Here is a 21,031-nt window from a genome sequence, read left to right on the forward strand (position 1 = left end):
CTTTCAAAATACTTGAAAGACATTTTTATATATGATTGGTCAGAAACTATTTGATATTGACCAGTTCCACATCAAATATAATAGTTGCTCCCGGCGGAATTGCACCTCCTGCTCCCTGGTCACCATATGCCAAGTCTGAAGGAATGTAGAATCTGTATTTAGATCCTTTGCTCATCAGCTGAATACCTTCCGTCCATCCTCTGATTACGCTTCCCAGATTAAGTTCTATCGGAGCGCCACCATTCTTATCTGTAGAATCGAAAACGGTTCCGTCGATCAGTTTTCCTGTATATTTTACTTCAACAGCATCGGTAGCTTTGGGTTTTGTCTTACCATCACCTTCAGTTACAACTTCATACTGCAGTCCTGAAGCTGTAGTTTTCACTTTTGCGTTTTGCTTGTTTTTCGCAAGAAATTCCAATCCCTTTTTCTTGTTTTCACCCGCTTTAGCCGTGGCTTCCGACATCTTTTTTTCGCTCTGCTTTTGCATAAAAGTCTGCATGAAAGACTCCATCTCTTCTGCAGGTAACAATTTAGGTTTTCCTGCCATCTCCTCTTTTATCGCCTGAGCCAGAAGATCTGCATCAACGTTAATGCCTCCATTTTTCATATTTTGGGCAATGTTCAATCCTATATAATAAGAGGCTTTCTGATCGTCAGTATATTTGTCTGTGGCCTGTTTGTCTTTCTTTTGAGCACAGGAAACGCTGAATATTGCTACGCAAAACAATGCGATGGTTTGTTTTTTCATTTTTTATTTTATTCTAAAAATTTATAGGGTACAAAACTAATAATTATTGTGGAAATTCTTAATTTATATCTAAAATAAAATGCTTTCCCATAAATTGAGAAAGCATTTGTATATTTTTCCGAAGAGCTTTATTTGATTTTGTATACTGAGATTTCCGCTGATCTTTGAGCAAGCAAGTCAAGCGTAACTCCTCCCTGGATGACCCCGAAACGAAGACGGTCACCTGTCTGAAGCTGGTATATATGATTAATAGAACCTTGCGTAAGCGTTATACTGACGACCAATGGTATAAAGGCAACAGTCACATCTAACAGATTGACACCACCAAAATTTCTTCGGTCTATAAGACTTTGCGTGCCGTCTGGAGCAATCTTCAAAATGGCTACACCTGGCGTTCCTCCCGAAAGGAGTGATGCTGATAAACCTGAACCTGTTCTGTAGCTGTAGTTAACCTGATACAGTCCTGTAGAAGGAACCACATATTCGTTATTTGTTACTTGTGGAGAAAGTATTTCGTTGGTAAGTACATTTGCTGCAGTGTTTAAAGGCAGGGACAGGAAATTATTATTAAAAAGTCCCACACCTAAATTTAACAGACCTACATTTCCATCAAATTTTGAAGCATACGCTCCATCTCCCGTTCCACCACCTGTCGGCGTTGATGGTCCGTCAGGCAAAATCTGCCATGATCCGCTTCCAACCCCATTATTCTCTACTGCGTCATAAACAAACAGTCCCCGTGTGTTGACACCTGATGTTTTGGGCTCATTGACAATACTCACCGGTTGGGTTACATAGACAAGAGCTCCATTTTGAGCAGGTCCATACAGAGGGGCGAGTGCTTTCAACTCGTCACCTGTGACGCGCGGCGGAATAATCCCGATTGGTTTTGTGGTATCTGTACTTTTTTGTACATCTAAAGTTGCCTGTGGAGTGCTGGTATTAATTCCAACCTGTGCATTTACGCCGTAACTGCACACAAATGCTGTAAGCAAAAGATAACATTTTTTCATAAGTTTTAATTTTTAGGTGGTGTTAAATTAGTGAAAATTAATAACACCAATGCAAAAAATATGCTATTATGTTACGATTAATATTGTGATAAAATGTTATTGGTATATAATCAGTAATAGTTCACTTTTGTAACTATCATAGGTTTCTTATGGAAACTGTACTATTTTCACGGGTTCAGGAGTAATTTCGCGTTTTTGAAATCACCGAAAATGGAAGTAATTTTAAATTTTCGTAATCGAATCCATTAGAATGGTTACGGGTCCGTCGTTAAGTAGGGAAACTTTCATGTCTGCTCCAAAAATCCCGCTTTCAGTTTTAAGTCCGGATTTTGATATTTCATTTTTGAAGTATTCGAAGAGCGGAATCGCCTTTTCGGGTTTTGAAGCTTTAATGAATGAAGGTCTGTTTCCCTTTTTGTAGTCAGCAATCAGAGTAAATTGGCTGATGCATAAAATTTCACCTTCTACATCTTTTACAGATAAGTTCATTTTACCTTCAGCATCAGAGAAGATTCTGAGGTTGAGAATCTTCTGTATCAGCCAGTCAGCGTCAAAGAAATTATCCTGTTCATCAATCCCGATGAGAAGCATAAGTCCTTTTTCTATAGCGCCGACTGTTTGGTCATCCACTTTTACGCTGGCTTCGGAAACTCTCTGAATGACAACTTTCATTTAGAAATAAACATTTAAAGTATTAGTAGATGCGTCGTAGTTGTAAAGGTAAGTTTTAGGAGGTAAAGAAGTGACTGAAGTAGGATTTCCTGTAAGTAGAATCCATGTTGCGTTGTCTTTTGGGCAGACGATGCTGATGTTGTCTTTTACTTCAAGGGTTGTATCTGTATCGGGGCATAGGTGAGGAGCGTTTCTGTCGTAAACCTTAAAGGTATTTCCGGCTCCGCGTACGATGATCAGTCCGCGGGTTCCGGATTGCTGTTCATTTACGTAAATCCAGCCTTGGGGCTGTGTTAAATTGAAGTAAGCAGGAAGATTCAGATTTAAAGAAACATTCACAGGAGCATTGGGAAAACAGCTTACAGTATCATTGGTACTTCCACAGGAATTCAGACTTAAATTACTGAAAATCAGAAATATTGAAAATATGATGAGCGAAAAAGTTTTTTTCATTTAAATGGAAATTTTTATATATTTGTAAAACAATAACGATTAACACGCAAAAACATTGTCCGACAAATGTCGGATTATTTTTTTATACTAAAACAAAATTTTAAAATTATGGCAAGCTATGTAACAAAGGAAGGATTGGATAAAATGAAAGCCGAGCTTGAGCAATTGGAAAAGATTGAAAGACCGAAAATTACTCAGCAGATTGCGGAGGCAAGAGATAAAGGAGATTTGTCTGAAAACGCAGAATACGACGCTGCAAAAGAAGCGCAGGGAATGCTTGAAATGAGAATTTCCAAACTCAAAGATATCGTTACCACTTCAAAAGTGATTGACGAAACTCAGTTGGATACCTCAAAAGTATCAATCCTTACCACTGTAAAGCTTTTGAACAACGATACTAAAAAAGAGCAGATCTTCAAATTGGTTCCGGATAACGAAAGTGATCTGAAATCTGGCAAGATTTCTGTAAACACACCTATTGCAAAAGGCTTATTGGGGAAAGTGATAGGTGAAACGGCGGAAATCGTATTGCCAAACGGGAATAAACTTTCTTTTGAAGTTTTAGATATTACTCTCTAATTATCATTTTTAAAACTTAGAAAAATGAGCTCCATTTTTACAAAAATCATCAACGGAGAAATTCCCGCTTATAAAATAGCTGAGGATGAAAATTTCATAGCCTTTCTGGATGCAATGCCTTTGGTAAAAGGTCACACTTTGGTAATTCCTAAAAAAGAAACTGATCTGATTTTTGATCTTGAAAGTGAGGAATACAAAAATCTTTGGGCATTTGCTCAAAAGGTTGCTAAGCAGATTAAAAATGCAGTTCCTTGCGTTAGAGTAGGTGTTGCAGTAGTGGGTCTTGAAGTTCCTCACGCACATATTCATCTGATACCTTTAAATAAGGTTGAAGACATGAACTTCAAAAACGAAAGACTGAAACTTTCATCTGGAGAATATACAGAAATTCAAAATTCAATTATTAATTCTTAACTAATATAGAGAGTCGTAAAAAGAAATTTTTACGATTTTCTTTCATAATATATCTATATAAAATGAATCCAAACCAATGTTCTTTCTGTGGAAGAAAAAGAAATGAAGTACAGATGCTGGTTTCCGGGCAGAATGGTTTTATCTGCGAAAGCTGCATCGAGCAGGCGCACTCTATTGTAAAAGATACCGCGTCGTCAGACTCCGAACTGTCTCCGGCAGAACGTATGGAAGATTTAAAAAAGCCAAAAGAAATCAAAGAATTTCTCAATCAATATGTTATCGGGCAGGATCAGGCAAAAAAACAACTTGCCATAGCGGTTTACAATCATTATAAAAGACTGCTTCATGCACAGACAGAAAACCATGAGGTGGAACTGGAGAAATCCAATATCATTATGATCGGTGAAACGGGAACAGGAAAAACACTTTTGGCAAAAACAATTGCGAAAGAATTAAATGTACCTTTCTGTATCGTTGATGCAACTATTTTAACAGAAGCTGGTTACGTGGGTGAAGATGTTGAAAGCATACTCTCAAGACTTTTGATGGTGGCCGACTATGATGTTGAAAAAGCTGAAAAAGGAATTGTTTTTATCGATGAAATCGACAAAATTGCAAGAAAATCTGATAATCCGAGCATTACAAGAGACGTTTCCGGTGAAGGAGTACAGCAGGGATTGCTGAAACTTCTGGAAGGGAGTATTGTGAATGTCCCGCCACAGGGAGGAAGAAAGCATCCGGATCAGAAATACATTCAGGTCAATACCCAGAATATATTATTCATTGCCGGGGGAGCTTTCGACGGGATTAAGGAGATCATCGAACGAAGAATGAATAAACAGGCGATTGGTTTCAGTGCTGAAAAAATAAACAAGGTGGATGAAGATGAATATATTTTGAGAAATATTAATGCGATTGATCTGCGTACTTTTGGTCTGATTCCTGAGCTTTTAGGGAGGTTTCCGATCATCACATATCTGGAAAAATTAACGAAGGAAACGATGATTCAGATTATGACAGAACCTAAAAATTCGATTGTAAATCAGTTTGTTGAATTATTTAAAATGGATGGTACAAAACTTGAATTCACCGACGCAGCGATCGAGAAAATTGTAGACGATACAATGGAGAAAGGGCTAGGTGCAAGAGGTCTCCGGGGGACCACCGAAAAGGTTCTGGAGGATTATATGTTCAGTGTTGGGGAACAGGATGAGATCATATTAACATAATATAAAATTTCCCTTAAACTCCTGATATTATTTTTTTTAAAGCAAAATTATTCTATCTTTGCAATTGAATATTGTATTAACACATAAAATAATATACAATGAAAAAAAATTTATTAACTATTGGAATTTTGGCTTTAAGTCTTTCTGTTCAGGCGCAGAATGTACTTTTGCACGTGGATGATGCAGCTAAAATGTATGTAAGTGAAGGTACTCTTGTGTATAACGGAGGAGGCTTACAAACTCGAGGTGCAGGTATGATTGATCTTCATGGTAACATGATGATTGAAGGTAGTGAATCAAATAATGATGTTGTAAGAACTATTAACACAGGATCTGCTCCAAAACTTGATGGAAGTAATATTGTGGTGCGTTTGAATGATCCCAATAACCCAGCCACTTCAACCTACGGACAGCTTTATATTAATGGACTCACACAAGGGAAAATTACTGCCGTTGTAAGTAAAGAGTTTAAAGCGGTGAGGCATGGAGCTGTGGGAGGAAGTTATTTTCAACAGATTGCACTTCCATTTGCAGGGAAGGCTATAAGTTCTCTTTCTACAGAATTTGCTAAAACCTTTGGAACTCAAAGATTCACTCAGAATGAGGTTCTAAAATACAACAATACGTTAGTGGTTTCTGATCACTACACCAATTTATCAACTGCTACGACAGATCCTACAGGTTATTATATGTTAGGTTCTAAAAATGGCAATTTAGATGTTGCACAGCCGCCTGCTAGTATGCCAAGAATTGGATTCGGTTCGGCTGAAAACGGTAGAGTTTATACTATAAATGGTGTGCCATATTCTTCTATTTTATCTTCAACAGAACCAATTATCAGTAGATCACTATCTGGTGCAGGAAATGGAATTAATTTTGGTGTAGGAGGAAACGCAACCAATCAGTATTTAGAAAAATACAATACCTATCTACAAGATAATCTTGAAACTACAGCCGGTACAGGTGCATGGAGTACCAATTATGGGAAAAACATGTATCAATATGGAAATCCTTTTTTAACAAATCTTGATTTGTCTAAGATTGGGTATGCAGAGTCTGGTGCAGTAAATGACGGTAATAATATTACAAATATTTGGGGCGTACGTTATGATCCAGGTACAATTGTTACAAGAAGCAACGGTTCTACATTCTCAAAAGATTCCAAGGTGATTACTATTACACCTGGAAGTGCAGTGCCGGTTGGAGATATTGGCCTTTTGATTAAACCGATGCAGGCATTTGTTATCAAACTGAGAGATAACTCACCTCAAACTTTGAATTTTAATAATCTTAGAAGATTTAAGAATACACTGAGAGCAGATGGAACGAGCTATAACGTAACAGCTGCGAAAAATGGTTCATCTGCTTCAACCGTTAAGCAATTAGGGGTTATTGCATTAGATGCTGCAGGAAACGAAGTTGGTAGAACCTACTATGTAGTTTCTGGCAACTCTATTACAGGCCATCAAGATGACTCAAATACAACTGTACAGGCAGCTAGTACTGGCGGTAACATTATTGTGACGTTTGAAGAAGCTTTAACCGGAGGAATAGATCAAAACTATAGTAGTAAATATTTTCTCTACATCAATGAAGCTAACGAGGCAAACTTTCTTGGTAAAAATGTTAAGTTAGGTAATTATGACTATAACTCAACTAATACAGCAGTATCTTACAAATTTGAAATTAGAGAAAACGCAGAATTGATTCCTGCCGGTGCCAATGTACTGTCATCCGGTATTGGATTCTATTATAAGGCTTATAATGGAGCATTACAGCAGATAACACAAGATTCTGTGGTTCCTATTACAAGTGCTACAGCAGATTTATTTTATGGTGCACCTAGTCTTGGGGCCTTAGGAACGGAAGAAGGTACCAGACCTTCAAGAACTATGGTAGTATACAACCCTGCAATTACAGACTATATTGTAAGATTTGATCCGAATTGGAGAAAGGCTGATATTCAGGTTTATGACATGAGCGGTAAATTAGTTATTTCACAGAAGGCAGTAGATACAAAAACTGATTTCGTAATTAAATTGGATGGGTCAGTTAAAAACTCTTATGTAGTTAGAATTGTAGCTGATAATGGAGAAGTTGTAAATACTAAAATCTTAAAATAACACTGAATATGAAAAATATTAATAAAGTTTTGTCAGTACTTTTCTTAATGGCAATTTCCCTCGTTTACGGACAAGAAGGACTTCCTGAGCCTGTAGATCCAGGAGGAGGTCAGGGAACAGGTGGCACAGGTGCTCAGTCTATCCCAGTTGACATGTACGTATACGTATTAGCTGTTGTAGCAGTAATGTTACTCGTATTTTTTGCTAAAAAATACAAGTCGCAAAAAATCTAAAAATTATATTAAAATATATCTAACTCTCTGATTTATCAGGGAGTTTTTTTATTTTTACATTATGAAAAAGATTTTCGCAGCGGCAGTTTTTTTTACTGCTTTAAGTATAAATGCTCAATTTACGGTAACAATCAAAGCACCGGCAAATTTTAAAGAACAGGATGCTGTTTTGTATACGCTCAATGGCTCAAAAGATATTATTTTCACCAAAGAAACGGCAAAGAAAAATGTCTGGATTTTTAAGTATCCAAAAAACTATGTCGGAATGATGAAGGTAACTTTGCCTAATACCAATAACAGTTTTAATTTTATCTCGGAAAATAAAAATGTAGAGATTACTTTGGAAACTGAAGGTGATAAAGTTAAGAACATTGTTTACTTAGATGAAGCCAACTCTTTGATGAATTCGATTCAGGAAGGATCTCAGAAGAAAGAAATGATTTTACCCGCATTGGTTCAGATTAAAGAATATTATAAAGGTACAAGTGATTTTGGGAAAGCCTTAGATACTGAGATTGCAAAACTTTCAAATAAAACTTCCTCTGATTTTTCTACTCATCCGTTTATCTCTTACTACAATACCAATTACAATAAGTTTTTGGTGGCAGAAAACTCGAAAGATGTAAAGCAGGACGATATTATTAATTTTATTGATAAATCTAATGACATGCTTGAAACATCTTCTTTACTGAGACCTGTTCTCGTATCTTATTTGAATGTTGGCGGAAATAATAACGTCACTGCATCGGTAGACAAACTTTTGGAAAGACTTAAAGTGGAAACACCACGAGGACAAGTAGTGCTCTCTGAACTGATTGATATTTTTGACGCCTACGATATGAAGGAATTTAAAACTAAATACCTTACGCAGGCTAAAAATCTGAAATGTACTATCACCGACCGATTGGCAGCAACATTAAAAACCAATGCAAATGTTGAGATGGGTGCTACCTTCCCAAACTATACTTTTTATTCCGCTACAAATACTAAAATGAAGTCTTTGGCAGATGTGAAGGCAGACAGAAAAGTGATTGTTTTTTGGTCTTCTACCTGTTCGCATTGTGAGAACGAGCTTCCGCAGTTGTTACCGAAATATCAGGAAATGAAAGCTAAAGGTATAGAAGTTATCGGTCTTTCAATGGATACGGATAAAGACGCTTATACAAAAAAAATAGCAGCATTCCCTTGGATCAATGATTCCGAATTGAAAGGCTGGAACAGCAGTTATGGTGAAAAGTACAATATTCATGCAACTCCCACTTATTTTATTTTGGATGCTAATAACAAGATTATCAGTAAGCCAGATCACGTAGGTGATGTTTTGGAATATTTAAAGCTAAAATAATTTTGGAGGTTTGTAAATATTTTCTATATTTGCACCACCAAAACGGCGAGGTAGCTCAGTTGGTTAGAGCGCAGGATTCATAACCCTGAGGTCACGGGTTCAATTCCCGTCTTCGCTACAAGAACCCCTTTTCTAAAGGGGTTTTTTATTTTTTCCACCCTTTATCAAATTACCACACATTTGCCCTTGACATGAAAGAGCAGGATACTGCATGCTCTCAAAATGTATATTTTTATTTACTAGCTTTAATGCTCAGAAAATATAAATTTTTACAGCAAATTGATTATGATTTTTAAAAATAAAAGTATCCATCTGTTCTCCTTTTTAATTGTCTTTCTTTTTTCACCCTTAGCGAAAAGCCAAGACAAATGGCCAGACAATACCAAAATCGACAAATGGTTTAAAGATAACAAACCCACAGACATCAACAAACTAGGAAAAAAATACATCCTTACAGCCAACGGCGTGAAGAACGACAGTACAATTCTTCAGACTAAAGAACTTCAGGCAGTGATTGATTTGGCAGCTAAAAATGGCGGTGGCGTTGTGGTGGTGCCAAAAGGTACTTTTCTCATCAGTTCGGTTTTCTTCAAGCAGGGAACACATTTGTATCTGGAAAGTGGAGCAAAATTAAAGGGAAGCGACGATATCAATGACTTTCCAGTTGTTACTACAAGAATGGAAGGTCAGACGGTAAAATATTTTCCGGCTTTAATTAATGCTGACGGATTGGACGGTTTCACGATTTCTGGTAAAGGAACTTTGGACGGAAACGGACTTCGCTTCTGGAAATCTTTCTGGAAAAGACGCGAGTGGAATCCTAAATGCACCAATATGGATGAAATGAGACCTAGAATTATCTACGTTTCAAATTCAAAAAATGTTCAGGTAGAAGGAATTACCATTAAAAATTCACCTTTCTGGAGCACCCATTATTATAAAAGTGATTTCGTCAAATTGTTAAATCTGACGATTCTCGCTCCGAAAGAACCTGTGAAAGCACCAAGTACAGACGCGGTTGACATCGATGCGTGTACGAATTTCCTGATTAAAAATTGTTATATGTCAGTCAATGACGACGCGATTGCTTTAAAAGGCGGAAAAGGACCGAAGTCTGATAAAGACCCGAACAACGGCGAAAACAGAAACATCCTTATCGAAGACAACAGCTTCGGATTTTGCCACAGTGTTTTGACTTGTGGAAGTGAATCGATTCACAATTATAACGTGATTCTGCGAAATTCTAAAGTGAAAGATGCATCAAGATTATTACATTTAAAAATGCGTCCCGACACGCCTCAACATTACGAATTTCTTACGGTTGAAAACATCACAGGGAATGTAAAAACTTTCTTATATGTTAAAGGCTGGAACCAGTTTTTTGATTTAAAAGGTGAAGAAAGACCGAGAAAAGGTTTGGCGAACAATATCACGATAAAAAATATCGACATCAGTTGCGAAACGGCTTTTTCTGTTGAAAAATCAGATTTATTCGACTTAAAAGATTTCACATTTGAAAATTTCAAAATCAAAGCTTTAAAACCTGAAATGCAAAACCTCAATCACATTCAGAATTTAAAGCAAAAAAATATCAATGTGACGCAAGTCGCTTCTCTCACGCAATCTTACGACAAAAAAGACGATTCCGATATTTCTGCTAAATGAGTTTTTTTTCCAAAATATTCGTTCTTTTATGCTTTTGCTCACAGTTTCTGCATTCTCAATCTAAGGAAATCCAATTCCTGAGCGGGACAGATTCTGAGCATACCAAAGAATGGGATTTTTGGATAACCGGCGGAAGAAAATCCGGAAGTTGGGATAAAATTAGGGTTCCGTCACAATGGGAACAGCAGGGATTTGGCTCGTACAACTACGGGCGGGATTACGTGACCTATGGCAAAAATTTTAAATTTAACGACGAAACAGGTCTTTACAAACACAAATTTACTGTTCCGAATTCGTGGAAGGGAAAAAGCATCAACATCGTTTTCGAAGGTTCGATGACCGACACCGAGGTGAAAATCAACGGAAAATTGGCCGGAGAAATTCATCAGGGTGCTTTTTATGAATTTAAATATGATATTTCCGACAAAATACTAATTGGAAAAGAAAATATTTTAGAAATTAAAGTTTCCAAAATGTCGGCTGATAAATCAGTCAACAACGCAGAACGTCTCGCAGATTATTGGGTTTTAGGCGGAATTTTCAGACCGGTTTATTTAGAAGCCACACCCAAAGAAAATATTTCAACAACATCCATCGATGCCAAGGCAGACGGGACTTTCCGTACTAATATTCATTTAAAAGGAATCAATTCTGTCAACAATGTAAAGATTGAAATTTTTGATGCTACAAATAATCTCGTTGGCGAATCTCAGGTTCAAATTCAAAAAGGAGATACTGTAAAACAGATTCAATTTTCGATTAAAAATCCTAAACTCTGGACGGCCGAAACTCCTAATTTATACAAGGCGAAATTCAGTTTAAATAAAAACAGAAAAAATATCTTCCACACCGAAGAAAAATTCGGTTTCCGAACAATTGAAATCCGAAAAGGCGACGGCATTTACGTCAACGGAACCAAAATCAAAATGAAAGGCATCAACCGTCACGTTTGGTGGCCTGAAACTGGGCGTGCGGTTAACAAAAATATCGATTTGATGGACGTTCAGCTCATCAAGGAAATGAATATGAATGCCGTTCGTTGTGCCCATTATCCGCCGAATAAATCCTTTCTTCAGATTTGTGATTCTTTAGGTTTATATGTTTTAGATGAATTGGCTGGCTGGCAAAAAAAATACAGCGCTGAAGTTGGCAAAAAGCTCGTCAGAGAAATGGTTACAAGAGATGCGAATCATCCATCAATTATTTTTTGGAGCAACGGAAACGAAGGCGGACATAATTTTGATTTGGATGCAGAATATGCAAAATATGACCTGTCCAACCGTCCTGTTATTCACGCGCATCATAAGCCTGGAAATGCTTTCAACGGAATTGACTGTAATCATTACGAAGATTATTACAGCACCAAAAAAATTCTCGAAGGAGAAAATATTTATATGCCGACCGAATTTCTGCACGCGCAGGATGACGGCGGTGGCGGAACTTCTCTGGCCGATTACTGGGAATTGCATTGGAATTCCAAAAAAGGTGCGGGCGGTTTTCTCTGGGCATTTGCAGACGAAGGTTTGGTACGAACCGATTTTAATAATCAAATCGATGTCAACGCAATCAATGCTCCGGATGGAGTGATGGGTCCGCATCGTGAAAAAGAAGGAAGTTTTTACGCGATTCGGGAAATTTACAGTCCGGTAAAAATTGATTTGAAAACGTTGCCGGATGATTTTAATGGAACAATTCCTGTTGAAAACCGATATCATTTTACGAATTTAAATGAATGTCAGTTTGAATGGAAATTGGTGAAATTTAAAACACCATTTTCTTCCGAATCTGGTTTTGATGTTGTTCAAAATGGTAAAGTACAATCTCCGAATATTAAACCAACTGAAAAAGGAAGTATTAAATTAAATTTTCCAACCAACTGGAAAGAAAGTGAAGTTTTAATGCTAACTGCAACAGATTCTATTGGAAAAGAAATTTACACGTGGACTTGGAGAATAAAATCTAATGATGAAATTTCAAAACAGTTTTCGAAATCATTAATTAAAGACTTTACGGTTTCAGTTATCGAAAATGATTCCCTATTTGTTTTAAAATCAGACGAAAAAGAATTTTCATTTGGAAAAAAAGATGGATTATTAAAGTATGTAGTTTTAGATAAAAAGGGTAAGAAAATGACCTTCCGAAACGGACCGGTTTTCTTGAATGGAAAAACGGAATTATCTTCCATAGAAACTTTTGCAGAAGGACAAAATCAAGTCATTCAGATTTCATACAAAGACGGGAAAAAAGCCGTTTGGAAATTGAATTCTAACGGAATTTTAGAATTGATTTATGAATATTCGCTTGCCGGAGATTATCAGTTTGCGGGCGTAAGTTTTGACTATCCCGAAAATTACGTCATCGGTGCAAAATGGCTCGGCAAAGGTCCATATCATGTTTGGAAAAATAGAACTCACGGACAGACTTACAACGTTTGGCAAAATCTCAAGAACTCAACCAGAACTGGTTTTTCTCCTTGGATTTATCCTGAATTTAAAGGTTATTTCGATGATATTTCTTGGTTGCAGTTGAATACCGCAGAAGGAAAAATAACAGTCGGAACGAAAGAAGAAAAAATGTTCGTCAGACTCTTTGATTTTTACGGAATTTACGGAGCTGAAGGGTATCCGAAACTGCCGACGGGAAATATTTCTTTTCTCGATGCAATTCCGCCGTTGGGAACAGCCTTGGCGTTTAATATTAATAATGACACTGCGACTTTAGGCCCGGAAAGTGAACCGAATCATCTGAACGGAACATTCAAAAGAACTTTGTATTTCTATTTTGGCCTGCCGGATTTGGGCGGTGAAAATAAACAGTTTACAATGCCGAAAGAAAATATTTTAACAGATTAAGATGCAGAACTGGACAAAATTTTTGATGCTGTTTTTAGGTTCGTTTTTGTTTGCGCAACAGACGACTTTCAAGTTTGATTTTGGCACAGACAGAACCGAAAACGGATTTATTCCCATCACGTCAACCTCAAAATTTGATAAGAAAATCGGTTACGGATTTATGGATATTTCAGGTCTGAAATCTGTTGATAATGGCGGAAATGCTTTAACGGGAGATTTTCTAACCAGCGAAAAACCATTCTATTTTTCAGTCGTGATTCCTGAAGGAAATTATATTATTACATTAAATCTTGGCGATACGAAAGGGAAATCGGAAACAACTGTGCGGGTAGAAAACCGCCGTTTGATGTTGAATGACATTAAAACGAAAAAAGGCGAAATCCTCGAAAAACAAATCACAGTTCACGTCAAAGACAGCATCATCCGAAATCACGAAGGCGCTCAAATCGAAATTGTAAAACTGAAACCGAGAGAACGAAAATATCTGCATTGGGACAATTTGCTGACGATTGAATTCAATGACAAAGCACCAAAAGTTTGTTCGGTCATCATTCAGCCTAACAAAATGGCGAAAACCATTTATCTGACCGGCGATTCCACGGTTGTAGATGCGCAGTACGAACCTTGGGCGTCGTGGGGACAGATGTTGCCGTATTTTTTCGTCCCGAATGAAGTCGTGATTGCCAACTACGCCGAGAGCGGTGAAACTCTGAAAGCCTTTGAAGACCGCCACCGAATAGATAAAATCTGGAATAAAATAAAGCCAGGAGATTATCTGTTCATTCAGTTCGGGCACAACGACCAGAAAGCGGGCAACAGCATTAAATCGGGTTATCGAAAAAGATTAAAAGAATGGATTTTGAAAGCCAAAGAGTTAGGAGCAATTCCTATTTTGGTTACTTCAATGAACCGCAGAGTTTTTGATGGAAATAATAAAATCGTCAATACTTTAGATGATTTTCCTGATGCAATGCGTGAAATTGCGAAGGAAGAAAAAGTCGATTTAATCGATTTGAATGCTTTAAGCAAAACCTTATTAGAAGCGATGGGACCGGAAGAAGCAAAAAGAGCATTCGTACATTATCCTGCAAATTCTTATCCCAACCAACCGGCTGCTTTGGCTGATGATACGCATTTCAATACGTATGGCGCTTATGAATTGGCAAAATGTGTTGTGAAATCTATCGTTGACCAAAATTTAACTTTAAAGAAATATATTTCAAAAAATTATAAAAATTTTAACCCAAATAAACCGGATAAAGTTGAAGACTTCCACTGGCCGGAATCTGTTTTTATGGAATCTTTGAAGCCTGATGGAAATTAGGATTTAAGAGTGATTTGAAAAGAAATTTTGTTTGCCCCAGCCCTAAAGGAAGCAAAATTTTTGTGAAGATTTCATCAAAATTACACCTTTTAGGGTTGGGGAAATAATTTTGATGAAATTAGTAGTCCTGAAAGGACGTTATCAAAAGCATTGGGTGAAGCCCAATGATAAAGTGAAAGAAATAGCAAACAAGCCCTAAAAGGGCGAAATCATAAACGTATTAAAAAAAATCTTTGATTTTTAAAACTTATGTGTTCTTTATAGCCGTCGAATCATTCACTTATAAATAACTAATATGTCCAAAAATCTTTTGTGACTTTTGTGGTTAATTAAACAGTCAAAAATGAAAATTAAAAATATAGTCAGTCTCAGCCTCATCTGTTTTGCCCTCGGAAATATCTCCGCACAAAACCCGTGGCCCAAAACCACCGAGACCGCAAAACCGTGGACCCGCTGGTGGTGGATGGGAAATGCCGTCGACGAAAAGGGATTGGATAAACAACTTACTACTTTAAATAAAGCAGGTTTTGGAGGTGTTGAAATCGTCCCAATTTACGGAGCAAAAGGTTTTGAAAAACAATACCTGACTTACCTTTCTCCGGAGTGGATGAAGATGCTTCAGTTTACGACCAACAAAGCCAAAAGCCTGAATATGGGTGTTGATATGGCTGTCGGAACTGGTTGGCCGATTGGCGGGCAGCAGGTTGATGAACAGGATGCGGCGACAAAAATGATTGTTCAGACGTACGCGATTTCATCAGGTGAAAAATTTTCAGATAAAATCGTTCTGAAAGATGAGAAACAGAAGAATTTAAAAACAGTAAAACTCGATATTGTTACAGCTTACAATGAAAAAAATGAAGCTGTAGTTTTAACTGATAAAATCAATGCTGACGGAACTTTGAACTGGAAACCAGGTTCAGGAAAATGGACGGTTTACGCAGTTTTCGTTGGCAAAACTTTACAAAAAGTAAAACGTGCTGCACCGGGTGGAGAAGGTTACACTTTAGACCACTTTTCGCCGGACGCAACGAAGGACTATCTGAAAACTTTTGACAAGGCTTTTGGAAATTCCAATTATGGAATTCGTTCATTTTTCAACGACAGCTATGAAGTTTACAACGCCGATTGGACGCCGGATTTTTTAAATGAATTCAAAAAAAGAAGAGGATATGATTTAAGTCCGTTCATCAAATATCTCGTGAGCAACGAGGAAAATGAAATTGCAGGAAGGGTAAAATCGGATTATAGAGAAACTTTGAATGAATTGATTTTAAATAATTTCACCAAAGATTTTACCAACTGGGCACATTCAAAAAACTCAAAAAATACCAATCAGGCACACGGTTCGCCAGGGAATTTGTTGGATTTGTACGCAGCTGTCGATATTCCCGAATCTGAAACTTTCGGAAGTTCGATTTTTGAAATTCCGGGTTTGAAGAGAGATACTGCGGATATTCAAAAATCAGATATGCCTGATTTTAATATGTTGAAATTTGCTTCTTCGGCAGCGAATGTTACGGGCAAAAAATTAACTTCCAATGAAACTTTTACCTGGCTGACAGAGCATTTCAAAACCTCGTGGTCACAGGCGAAACCGGAAGTAGAGCAGGTGTTTTTATCGGGAATCAATCACGTTTTTTACCACGGTACGACGTATACGCCGGCTGATGTTCAGTTTCCGGGATGGCTGTTTTATGCGTCGGTAAATTTCGTTCCTGAAAACAGTTTGTGGCCGCATTTGAAAGGATTAAATTCATATATCGAACGTACGCAATCTGTTTTGCAAAGCGGAAAATCGGATAATGAACTGCTGATGTACTGGCCAGTTTACGACCAGTGGGCGAGTCCGAAGGGGAAGGATGTGACGTTCAAAGTTCATAACGTGGAAAAATGGTTGGTGCCGACTCCGATGTATGAAAATATGAATAAGCTCAGTAAAATGGGGTATTCTCTCGATATGATTTCGGATAAAATGATTGCTGAATCAAAGTCGGAAAATCAGAAAATTCAGGTTTCGAAGGAAGGCTCGGCTTATCAGGTTTTAATTATTCCTGAACTGACGTATTTGCCCGAATCTACCTTAAAAAACATAGTGGATTTAGCTCAAAACGGCGCATCAATTATCTTTCAAAACGAACCTAAAGATATTCCCGGAAACTTTGAAGTCGAAAAAAGAAGAACGCAGTTAAAATCTTTATGGAATCAGATTCCGTTTCAAAACCAGACTGGAACTTTGAAATTTGCTAACGTTGGTAAAGGAAAAATTTTATTAAGTTCTGATGTTGCAAAAGCTTTGGAATATTTAAAAATTGAAAGAGAAAAATTGACCGATACAGGATTGAAATTCGTGAGAAGACAGTTCGACGGCGGAAAATATTATTACATCGTCAACCATACTTCAAAGGAAATCAATCAAAATATTCCCCTAAATTTTGTCGGAAAGCAAGTCACTTTGATGAATCCTGAAAATGGAGATTATGGACTTGCAGAGACTCAGAATAATTCAGTGAGAGTTCAGTTGAAATCAGGAGAATCTTTAATTATAAAAAATACCGAAGATATTTATACCTCGATTCCCAATTGGTATTACGCTGAAAAAACCGATGCTCCGATTCTCTTAAATCAACCTTGGCAACTCGCTTTCAAAGAGGGCGGTCCCGAACTTCCGAAGACCAAAACTTTGAATAAGCTGGAACCCTGGACGAACTTCACGGAAGATGCTTCAACCCAAAGTTTTTCCGGAACCGGAGTGTACACGACGACTTTAAAATTAAAAAAGAAAAACGCAGACGACTATCTTCTGAAATTCGATAAACTCTACGAAAGTGCAAAAGTGATTGTCAACGGTCAGGATGCCGGAATTGTCTGGAGTCTGCCTTTTGAAATCAACATCGGAAAATATCTGAACAAAGGAAAAAATACCATCCAAATCGAAGTCTGCAACCTGATGGCGAACCGAATCCGTGATATGGACCAGAAGAAAATCCAGTGGCGAAATTACCACGAAATCAATTTTGTGAATATTAACTATAAGCCGTTTGACGCATCCAACTGGAAAGTTCAGCCTTCCGGTCTGGACGGAGAAATTCAATTAATTCCAATTCATTATTCAAAATAAAAATTAATTATGACTAAAAATATCATAAAAACATTCGCATTAGGAACTTTGCTGACCTTCAGTTTTTCCAATGCTCAGCAGAAACCGAAAGTAGTTTTAGACAACTTTTTCAACAACGAAAAAAAGGAAAATAAAGAAACGAAAGTTCTGGAATCGTGGCACTACACGTGGAACGACACCAGCAACGGCGGGTTTTCTCTTTTGGGCGAAATCTTCACAAAACAAGGTGCAGAAATCAGCACTTTGACCACAGCTCCTTCAAAAAAAGATTTAAAAAACACCAATATTTACATCATTGTAGATGCCGATATTGACAAAGAAGCATACGGCGGAAAGGCGAATCTGATTGACCCGACCAGCATCAAGAACCTCACAGATTGGGTGAAAAAAGGAGGCGTTTTGGTTCTGATGAGCAACGATAGCGGTAATTCAGAATTCGAACATTTCAACAAACTGGCTGGCGAATTTGGAATTCACTTTAATGATGATAGCTACAACCGAGTTCAGAAAAGAGAATTTGAGCAGGGAAAAGTGATGGTTCCAGCCGGAAACGAAATTTTCTCTGAGCAGAAATTATATATGAAGGAAGTGGCAACGGTTTCCGTGAAAAGTCCGGCGAAAGAATTGCTTTCTGCGGAAGGCAAAAACATCGCAGCCATCGCAAAAATAGGCAAAGGAACTGTTTTCGCACTAGGCGACCCGTGGTGCTACAACGAGTACATCGACGGCAAAAAGTTACCCGCAGATTTTACCAATTATCAGGGAACTGAAGAGTGGGTAAAGTGGCTGTTAAAGCAGACTTCTAAGAAATAATTTTTGTGAAGTGCAATCGGTTGAAAATTGTTTGAGAAGATTTATTTGGGCAGCTATTTCCGCCTTCCGCTCCCAATCTTTTTTGCAAGACGATTCAGTTTAAATAGAACTTGCAGTCTAAGCAAAAAAGGATTTCCGCTCAAGTCGGGCTGCGAGAGATTCAACGTTCAAAATTGCTTTTAAATTTTGAAAAACCCTGAAAGGGCATAATCAATAGTATTGGATGTAGCCCATTGATAAGAACGACAGATGTGAATCAGCCCTGAAAGGGCAATATCAAAAGCATTGGGTGAAGCCCAATGACAGATTAAAGGAAGATTTCACACAGCCCTGAAAGGGCAAAATCAATTAAAATCAACCTTTGGAAAACGGCAACCATTAGCCAAAACTTATAAAATCAGAATTATGAATGTAAAATTCAAATTTATTTTAGGCGCAATTCTTTTTTCAGAACTCTTGTCAGCACAAAGACAAATGGAGTATCTGAAAAGAGGAATCGTGGCAATACCTTCAGATTCAGGTGTTTTTGTGAGTTGGCGTTTGCTCGGCATAGAAGCTCAGGATATCCATTTTGATTTGTACCGGACTGAAAATAATTCAACCAGAAAGCTGAACGAAAAACCACTTTCTAACGAAACCAATTTTTTAGATAAAACCGCAGACAAAACAAAAAACTACACTTATTTCGTCAAATCAAATACACAGGATAAATCAGTTGATATTGATTCTGCAAACTATGTAGCCAACCAAAAACCTTATTTTTCAATTCCATTAAAAACTCCACAAGGTTATACGCCAAATGATGCTTCAGTCGCAGATTTGGATGGAGATGGCAAATACGAAATCATCCTTCATCAAACAGGGAGGTCGAAAGACAACAGCCAAAAAGGAGAAACCGACCCGCCGATTATTCAGGCTTATAAATTGGACGGGAAGCTTTTGTGGGAAATCAATTTAGGCAAAAACATCAGAGAAGGAGCGCATTATACGCAGTTTTTAGTCTACGATTTAGACCAGGATGGAAAAGCGGAAATCGTAATGAAAACTGCCGACGGAAGCAGAGATGGAAAAGGAAAATACATCGGCGACCCTACTAAAAATTACGTCAACGAAAACGGAATGATTCTATCCGGACCGGAATTTATGACGGTTTTTGACGGAGAAACCGGAGCAGAAATTCACACCGTGAATTATGAAGTTCCAAGATTTGCCGGCAGTTTAAATCCAACCGACGAACAAATGACCGAAACCTGGGGCGATGCGAAAGGAAATAGAATCGACAGATTTTTAGGAGCAGTTGCTTATCTGGACGGCAAAACGCCGAGTGTGATTATGTCGAGAGGATATTATACAAGAACGGCAATTGCAGCTTGGGATTATAAAGATAAAAAACTCAGCCTGCGCTGGCTTTTTGATACCGAAAGTTCGGAAGAAAATAAAAAATACCGCGGACAGGGAAATCATAATCTCAGTATTGCAGATGTCGATAACGACGGAAAAGATGAAATTGTTTTCGGGGCAATGACTGTAAATGATGACGGAAAAGTGTTGAACAGCACAGGTTTCGGTCACGGCGATGCTTTGCACGTTGGAGATTTAGACCCATCCAATCCGGGATTGGAAATTTTTGATATTCAGGAAAGATTTGATGATGCGGGAGCACATTTCAGGGACGGCAAAACCGGGAAAGTTTTATGGAAATTACCATCAACTGTTTACAGTGAATCCAGTAAATTTCAAGGCCCGGGACGGGGTTTGTCTTTGAATATTGACCCTCGTTACGACGGTTCGGAATCGTGGGCTGCCGGAGCTGGATTGAAAGGAGTTTATAACACGAAAGGAAAAAAAATCAGCAATAAAAATCCACCAGCGAATATGGGAATTTACTGGGATGGGGATTTTTTAAGCGAAATTTTGGATGGAACAAACGTGTCAAAATGGGACTGGAAAAAAGAAAAATCCAATCTGATTTTTGATGCTAAAAATTTCCAGTGCGAATCGAATAACGGAACAAAGAAAAATCAGGCTTTGGTGGCTGATTTATTCGGAGACTGGCGTGAAGAGGTGATGTACAGAACGGCCGATAATCAGGAATTGAGAATTTTTTCTACAACAATTCCGACAAAACACAGACTGTACACTTTGATGCATAATCCGCAGTACCGTTTGAGTATTATATGGCAGAATGTGGGCTACAATCAGCCTCCGCATACCGATTATTATTTGGATGAATCAATTAAGGAAATGCCTAAACCGAATGTTGTAACCATAAAATAGACTTAGCAGGGAAGTTTTTTAACCACAACAGGCACAAAAGATTTTGGACACATCAGTTATTTTAAGTCTGTGATTCAACTTATTAAAAGAGCACATAAGTTTCGAAAATCAAAGATTTTCACATTAGCCTTAGTTAAGCGAAGCGGCTTCGTGAAACAAAAAAAAAA

The 21,031-nt window shown here is 37.7% G+C and carries 16 protein-coding genes and 1 tRNA gene; 13 read left to right on the forward strand and 4 right to left on the reverse strand.

The window, feature by feature from the left end:
• Nucleotides 1–46: 46 nt before the first annotated feature.
• The 4 genes from ASG21_RS04370 to ASG21_RS04385 all read right to left on the reverse strand — a co-directional run bounded on the left by ASG21_RS04370 (nt 47) and on the right by ASG21_RS04385 (nt 2,889).
• Nucleotides 47–751 (reverse strand): FKBP-type peptidyl-prolyl cis-trans isomerase, encoded by a 705-nt coding sequence (locus ASG21_RS04370; protein ID WP_056076429.1) that lies wholly within the window; start codon nt 749–751, stop codon nt 47–49.
• Nucleotides 752–879: 128 nt separating this feature from the next.
• Nucleotides 880–1,764 (reverse strand): hypothetical protein, encoded by an 885-nt coding sequence (locus ASG21_RS04375; protein ID WP_056076432.1) that lies wholly within the window; start codon nt 1,762–1,764, stop codon nt 880–882.
• Between the two features lie 222 nt (nt 1,765–1,986).
• Nucleotides 1,987–2,436, reverse strand: a complete 450-nt coding sequence (gene dtd, locus ASG21_RS04380) for a D-aminoacyl-tRNA deacylase (RefSeq protein WP_056076435.1) — start codon at nt 2,434–2,436, stop codon at nt 1,987–1,989.
• The gene (locus tag ASG21_RS04385) at nt 2,437–2,889 is read right to left on the reverse strand and encodes a hypothetical protein (protein ID WP_056076438.1); all 453 of its coding nucleotides are present in this window, start codon (nt 2,887–2,889) and stop codon (nt 2,437–2,439) included.
• A gap of 108 nt (nt 2,890–2,997) precedes the next feature.
• Here ASG21_RS04385 and greA point away from each other — a divergent pair, with 108 nt between their 5' ends.
• The 13 genes from greA to ASG21_RS04450 all read left to right on the forward strand — a co-directional run bounded on the left by greA (nt 2,998) and on the right by ASG21_RS04450 (nt 20,864).
• On the forward strand, nt 2,998–3,468 hold the full coding sequence (gene greA / locus ASG21_RS04390) for a transcription elongation factor GreA (RefSeq protein WP_056076441.1): 471 nt from the start codon (nt 2,998–3,000) through the stop codon (nt 3,466–3,468).
• A 24-nt stretch (nt 3,469–3,492) separates the two neighbouring features.
• On the forward strand, nt 3,493–3,882 hold the full coding sequence (locus tag ASG21_RS04395; protein ID WP_056076444.1) for an HIT domain-containing protein: 390 nt from the start codon (nt 3,493–3,495) through the stop codon (nt 3,880–3,882).
• 62 nt (nt 3,883–3,944) lie between these two features.
• Nucleotides 3,945–5,111 carry an ATP-dependent Clp protease ATP-binding subunit ClpX gene (gene clpX / locus ASG21_RS04400; RefSeq protein WP_056076447.1) on the forward strand — a complete coding sequence of 389 codons (1,167 nt, stop codon included), beginning with the start codon at nt 3,945–3,947 and terminating at the stop codon, nt 5,109–5,111.
• A gap of 98 nt (nt 5,112–5,209) precedes the next feature.
• Nucleotides 5,210–7,234, forward strand: coding sequence for a T9SS type A sorting domain-containing protein (locus ASG21_RS04405; RefSeq protein ID WP_056076450.1), 2,025 nt, complete (start codon nt 5,210–5,212; stop codon nt 7,232–7,234).
• An 8-nt stretch (nt 7,235–7,242) separates the two neighbouring features.
• Nucleotides 7,243–7,467, forward strand: a complete 225-nt coding sequence (locus ASG21_RS04410) for a hypothetical protein (protein ID WP_056076452.1) — start codon at nt 7,243–7,245, stop codon at nt 7,465–7,467.
• Nucleotides 7,468–7,528: 61 nt separating this feature from the next.
• Entirely contained in the window at nt 7,529–8,812 is a 1,284-nt protein-coding gene (locus ASG21_RS04415; protein ID WP_056076454.1) for a TlpA disulfide reductase family protein, read from the forward strand.
• Between the two features lie 44 nt (nt 8,813–8,856).
• Nucleotides 8,857–8,930, forward strand: a tRNA-Met gene (locus tag ASG21_RS04420).
• A 167-nt stretch (nt 8,931–9,097) separates the two neighbouring features.
• On the forward strand, nt 9,098–10,477 hold the full coding sequence (locus ASG21_RS04425; protein ID WP_082482347.1) for a glycosyl hydrolase family 28 protein: 1,380 nt from the start codon (nt 9,098–9,100) through the stop codon (nt 10,475–10,477).
• Nucleotides 10,474–13,329 (forward strand): glycoside hydrolase family 2, encoded by a 2,856-nt coding sequence (locus ASG21_RS04430; protein ID WP_056076456.1) that lies wholly within the window; start codon nt 10,474–10,476, stop codon nt 13,327–13,329. Before ASG21_RS04425 ends, ASG21_RS04430 begins: the two co-directional genes overlap by 4 nt.
• A gap of 1 nt (nt 13,330) precedes the next feature.
• Nucleotides 13,331–14,653 carry a rhamnogalacturonan acetylesterase gene (locus ASG21_RS04435; RefSeq protein ID WP_056076457.1) on the forward strand — a complete coding sequence of 441 codons (1,323 nt, stop codon included), beginning with the start codon at nt 13,331–13,333 and terminating at the stop codon, nt 14,651–14,653.
• A 343-nt stretch (nt 14,654–14,996) separates the two neighbouring features.
• Nucleotides 14,997–17,774, forward strand: a complete 2,778-nt coding sequence (locus ASG21_RS04440) for a glycosyl hydrolase (protein ID WP_056076459.1) — start codon at nt 14,997–14,999, stop codon at nt 17,772–17,774.
• A 9-nt stretch (nt 17,775–17,783) separates the two neighbouring features.
• Nucleotides 17,784–18,587: a DUF4350 domain-containing protein gene (locus tag ASG21_RS04445; RefSeq protein ID WP_056076462.1), complete on the forward strand. Its 804-nt coding sequence runs from the start codon at nt 17,784–17,786 to the stop codon at nt 18,585–18,587.
• A 405-nt stretch (nt 18,588–18,992) separates the two neighbouring features.
• The gene (locus ASG21_RS04450; protein ID WP_056076465.1) at nt 18,993–20,864 is read left to right on the forward strand and encodes a rhamnogalacturonan lyase; all 1,872 of its coding nucleotides are present in this window, start codon (nt 18,993–18,995) and stop codon (nt 20,862–20,864) included.
• The last annotated feature ends 167 nt before the right edge of the window (nt 20,865–21,031 follow it).

Source organism: Chryseobacterium sp. Leaf394, assembly GCF_001424105.1.
Taxonomy (GTDB): domain Bacteria; phylum Bacteroidota; class Bacteroidia; order Flavobacteriales; family Weeksellaceae; genus Chryseobacterium.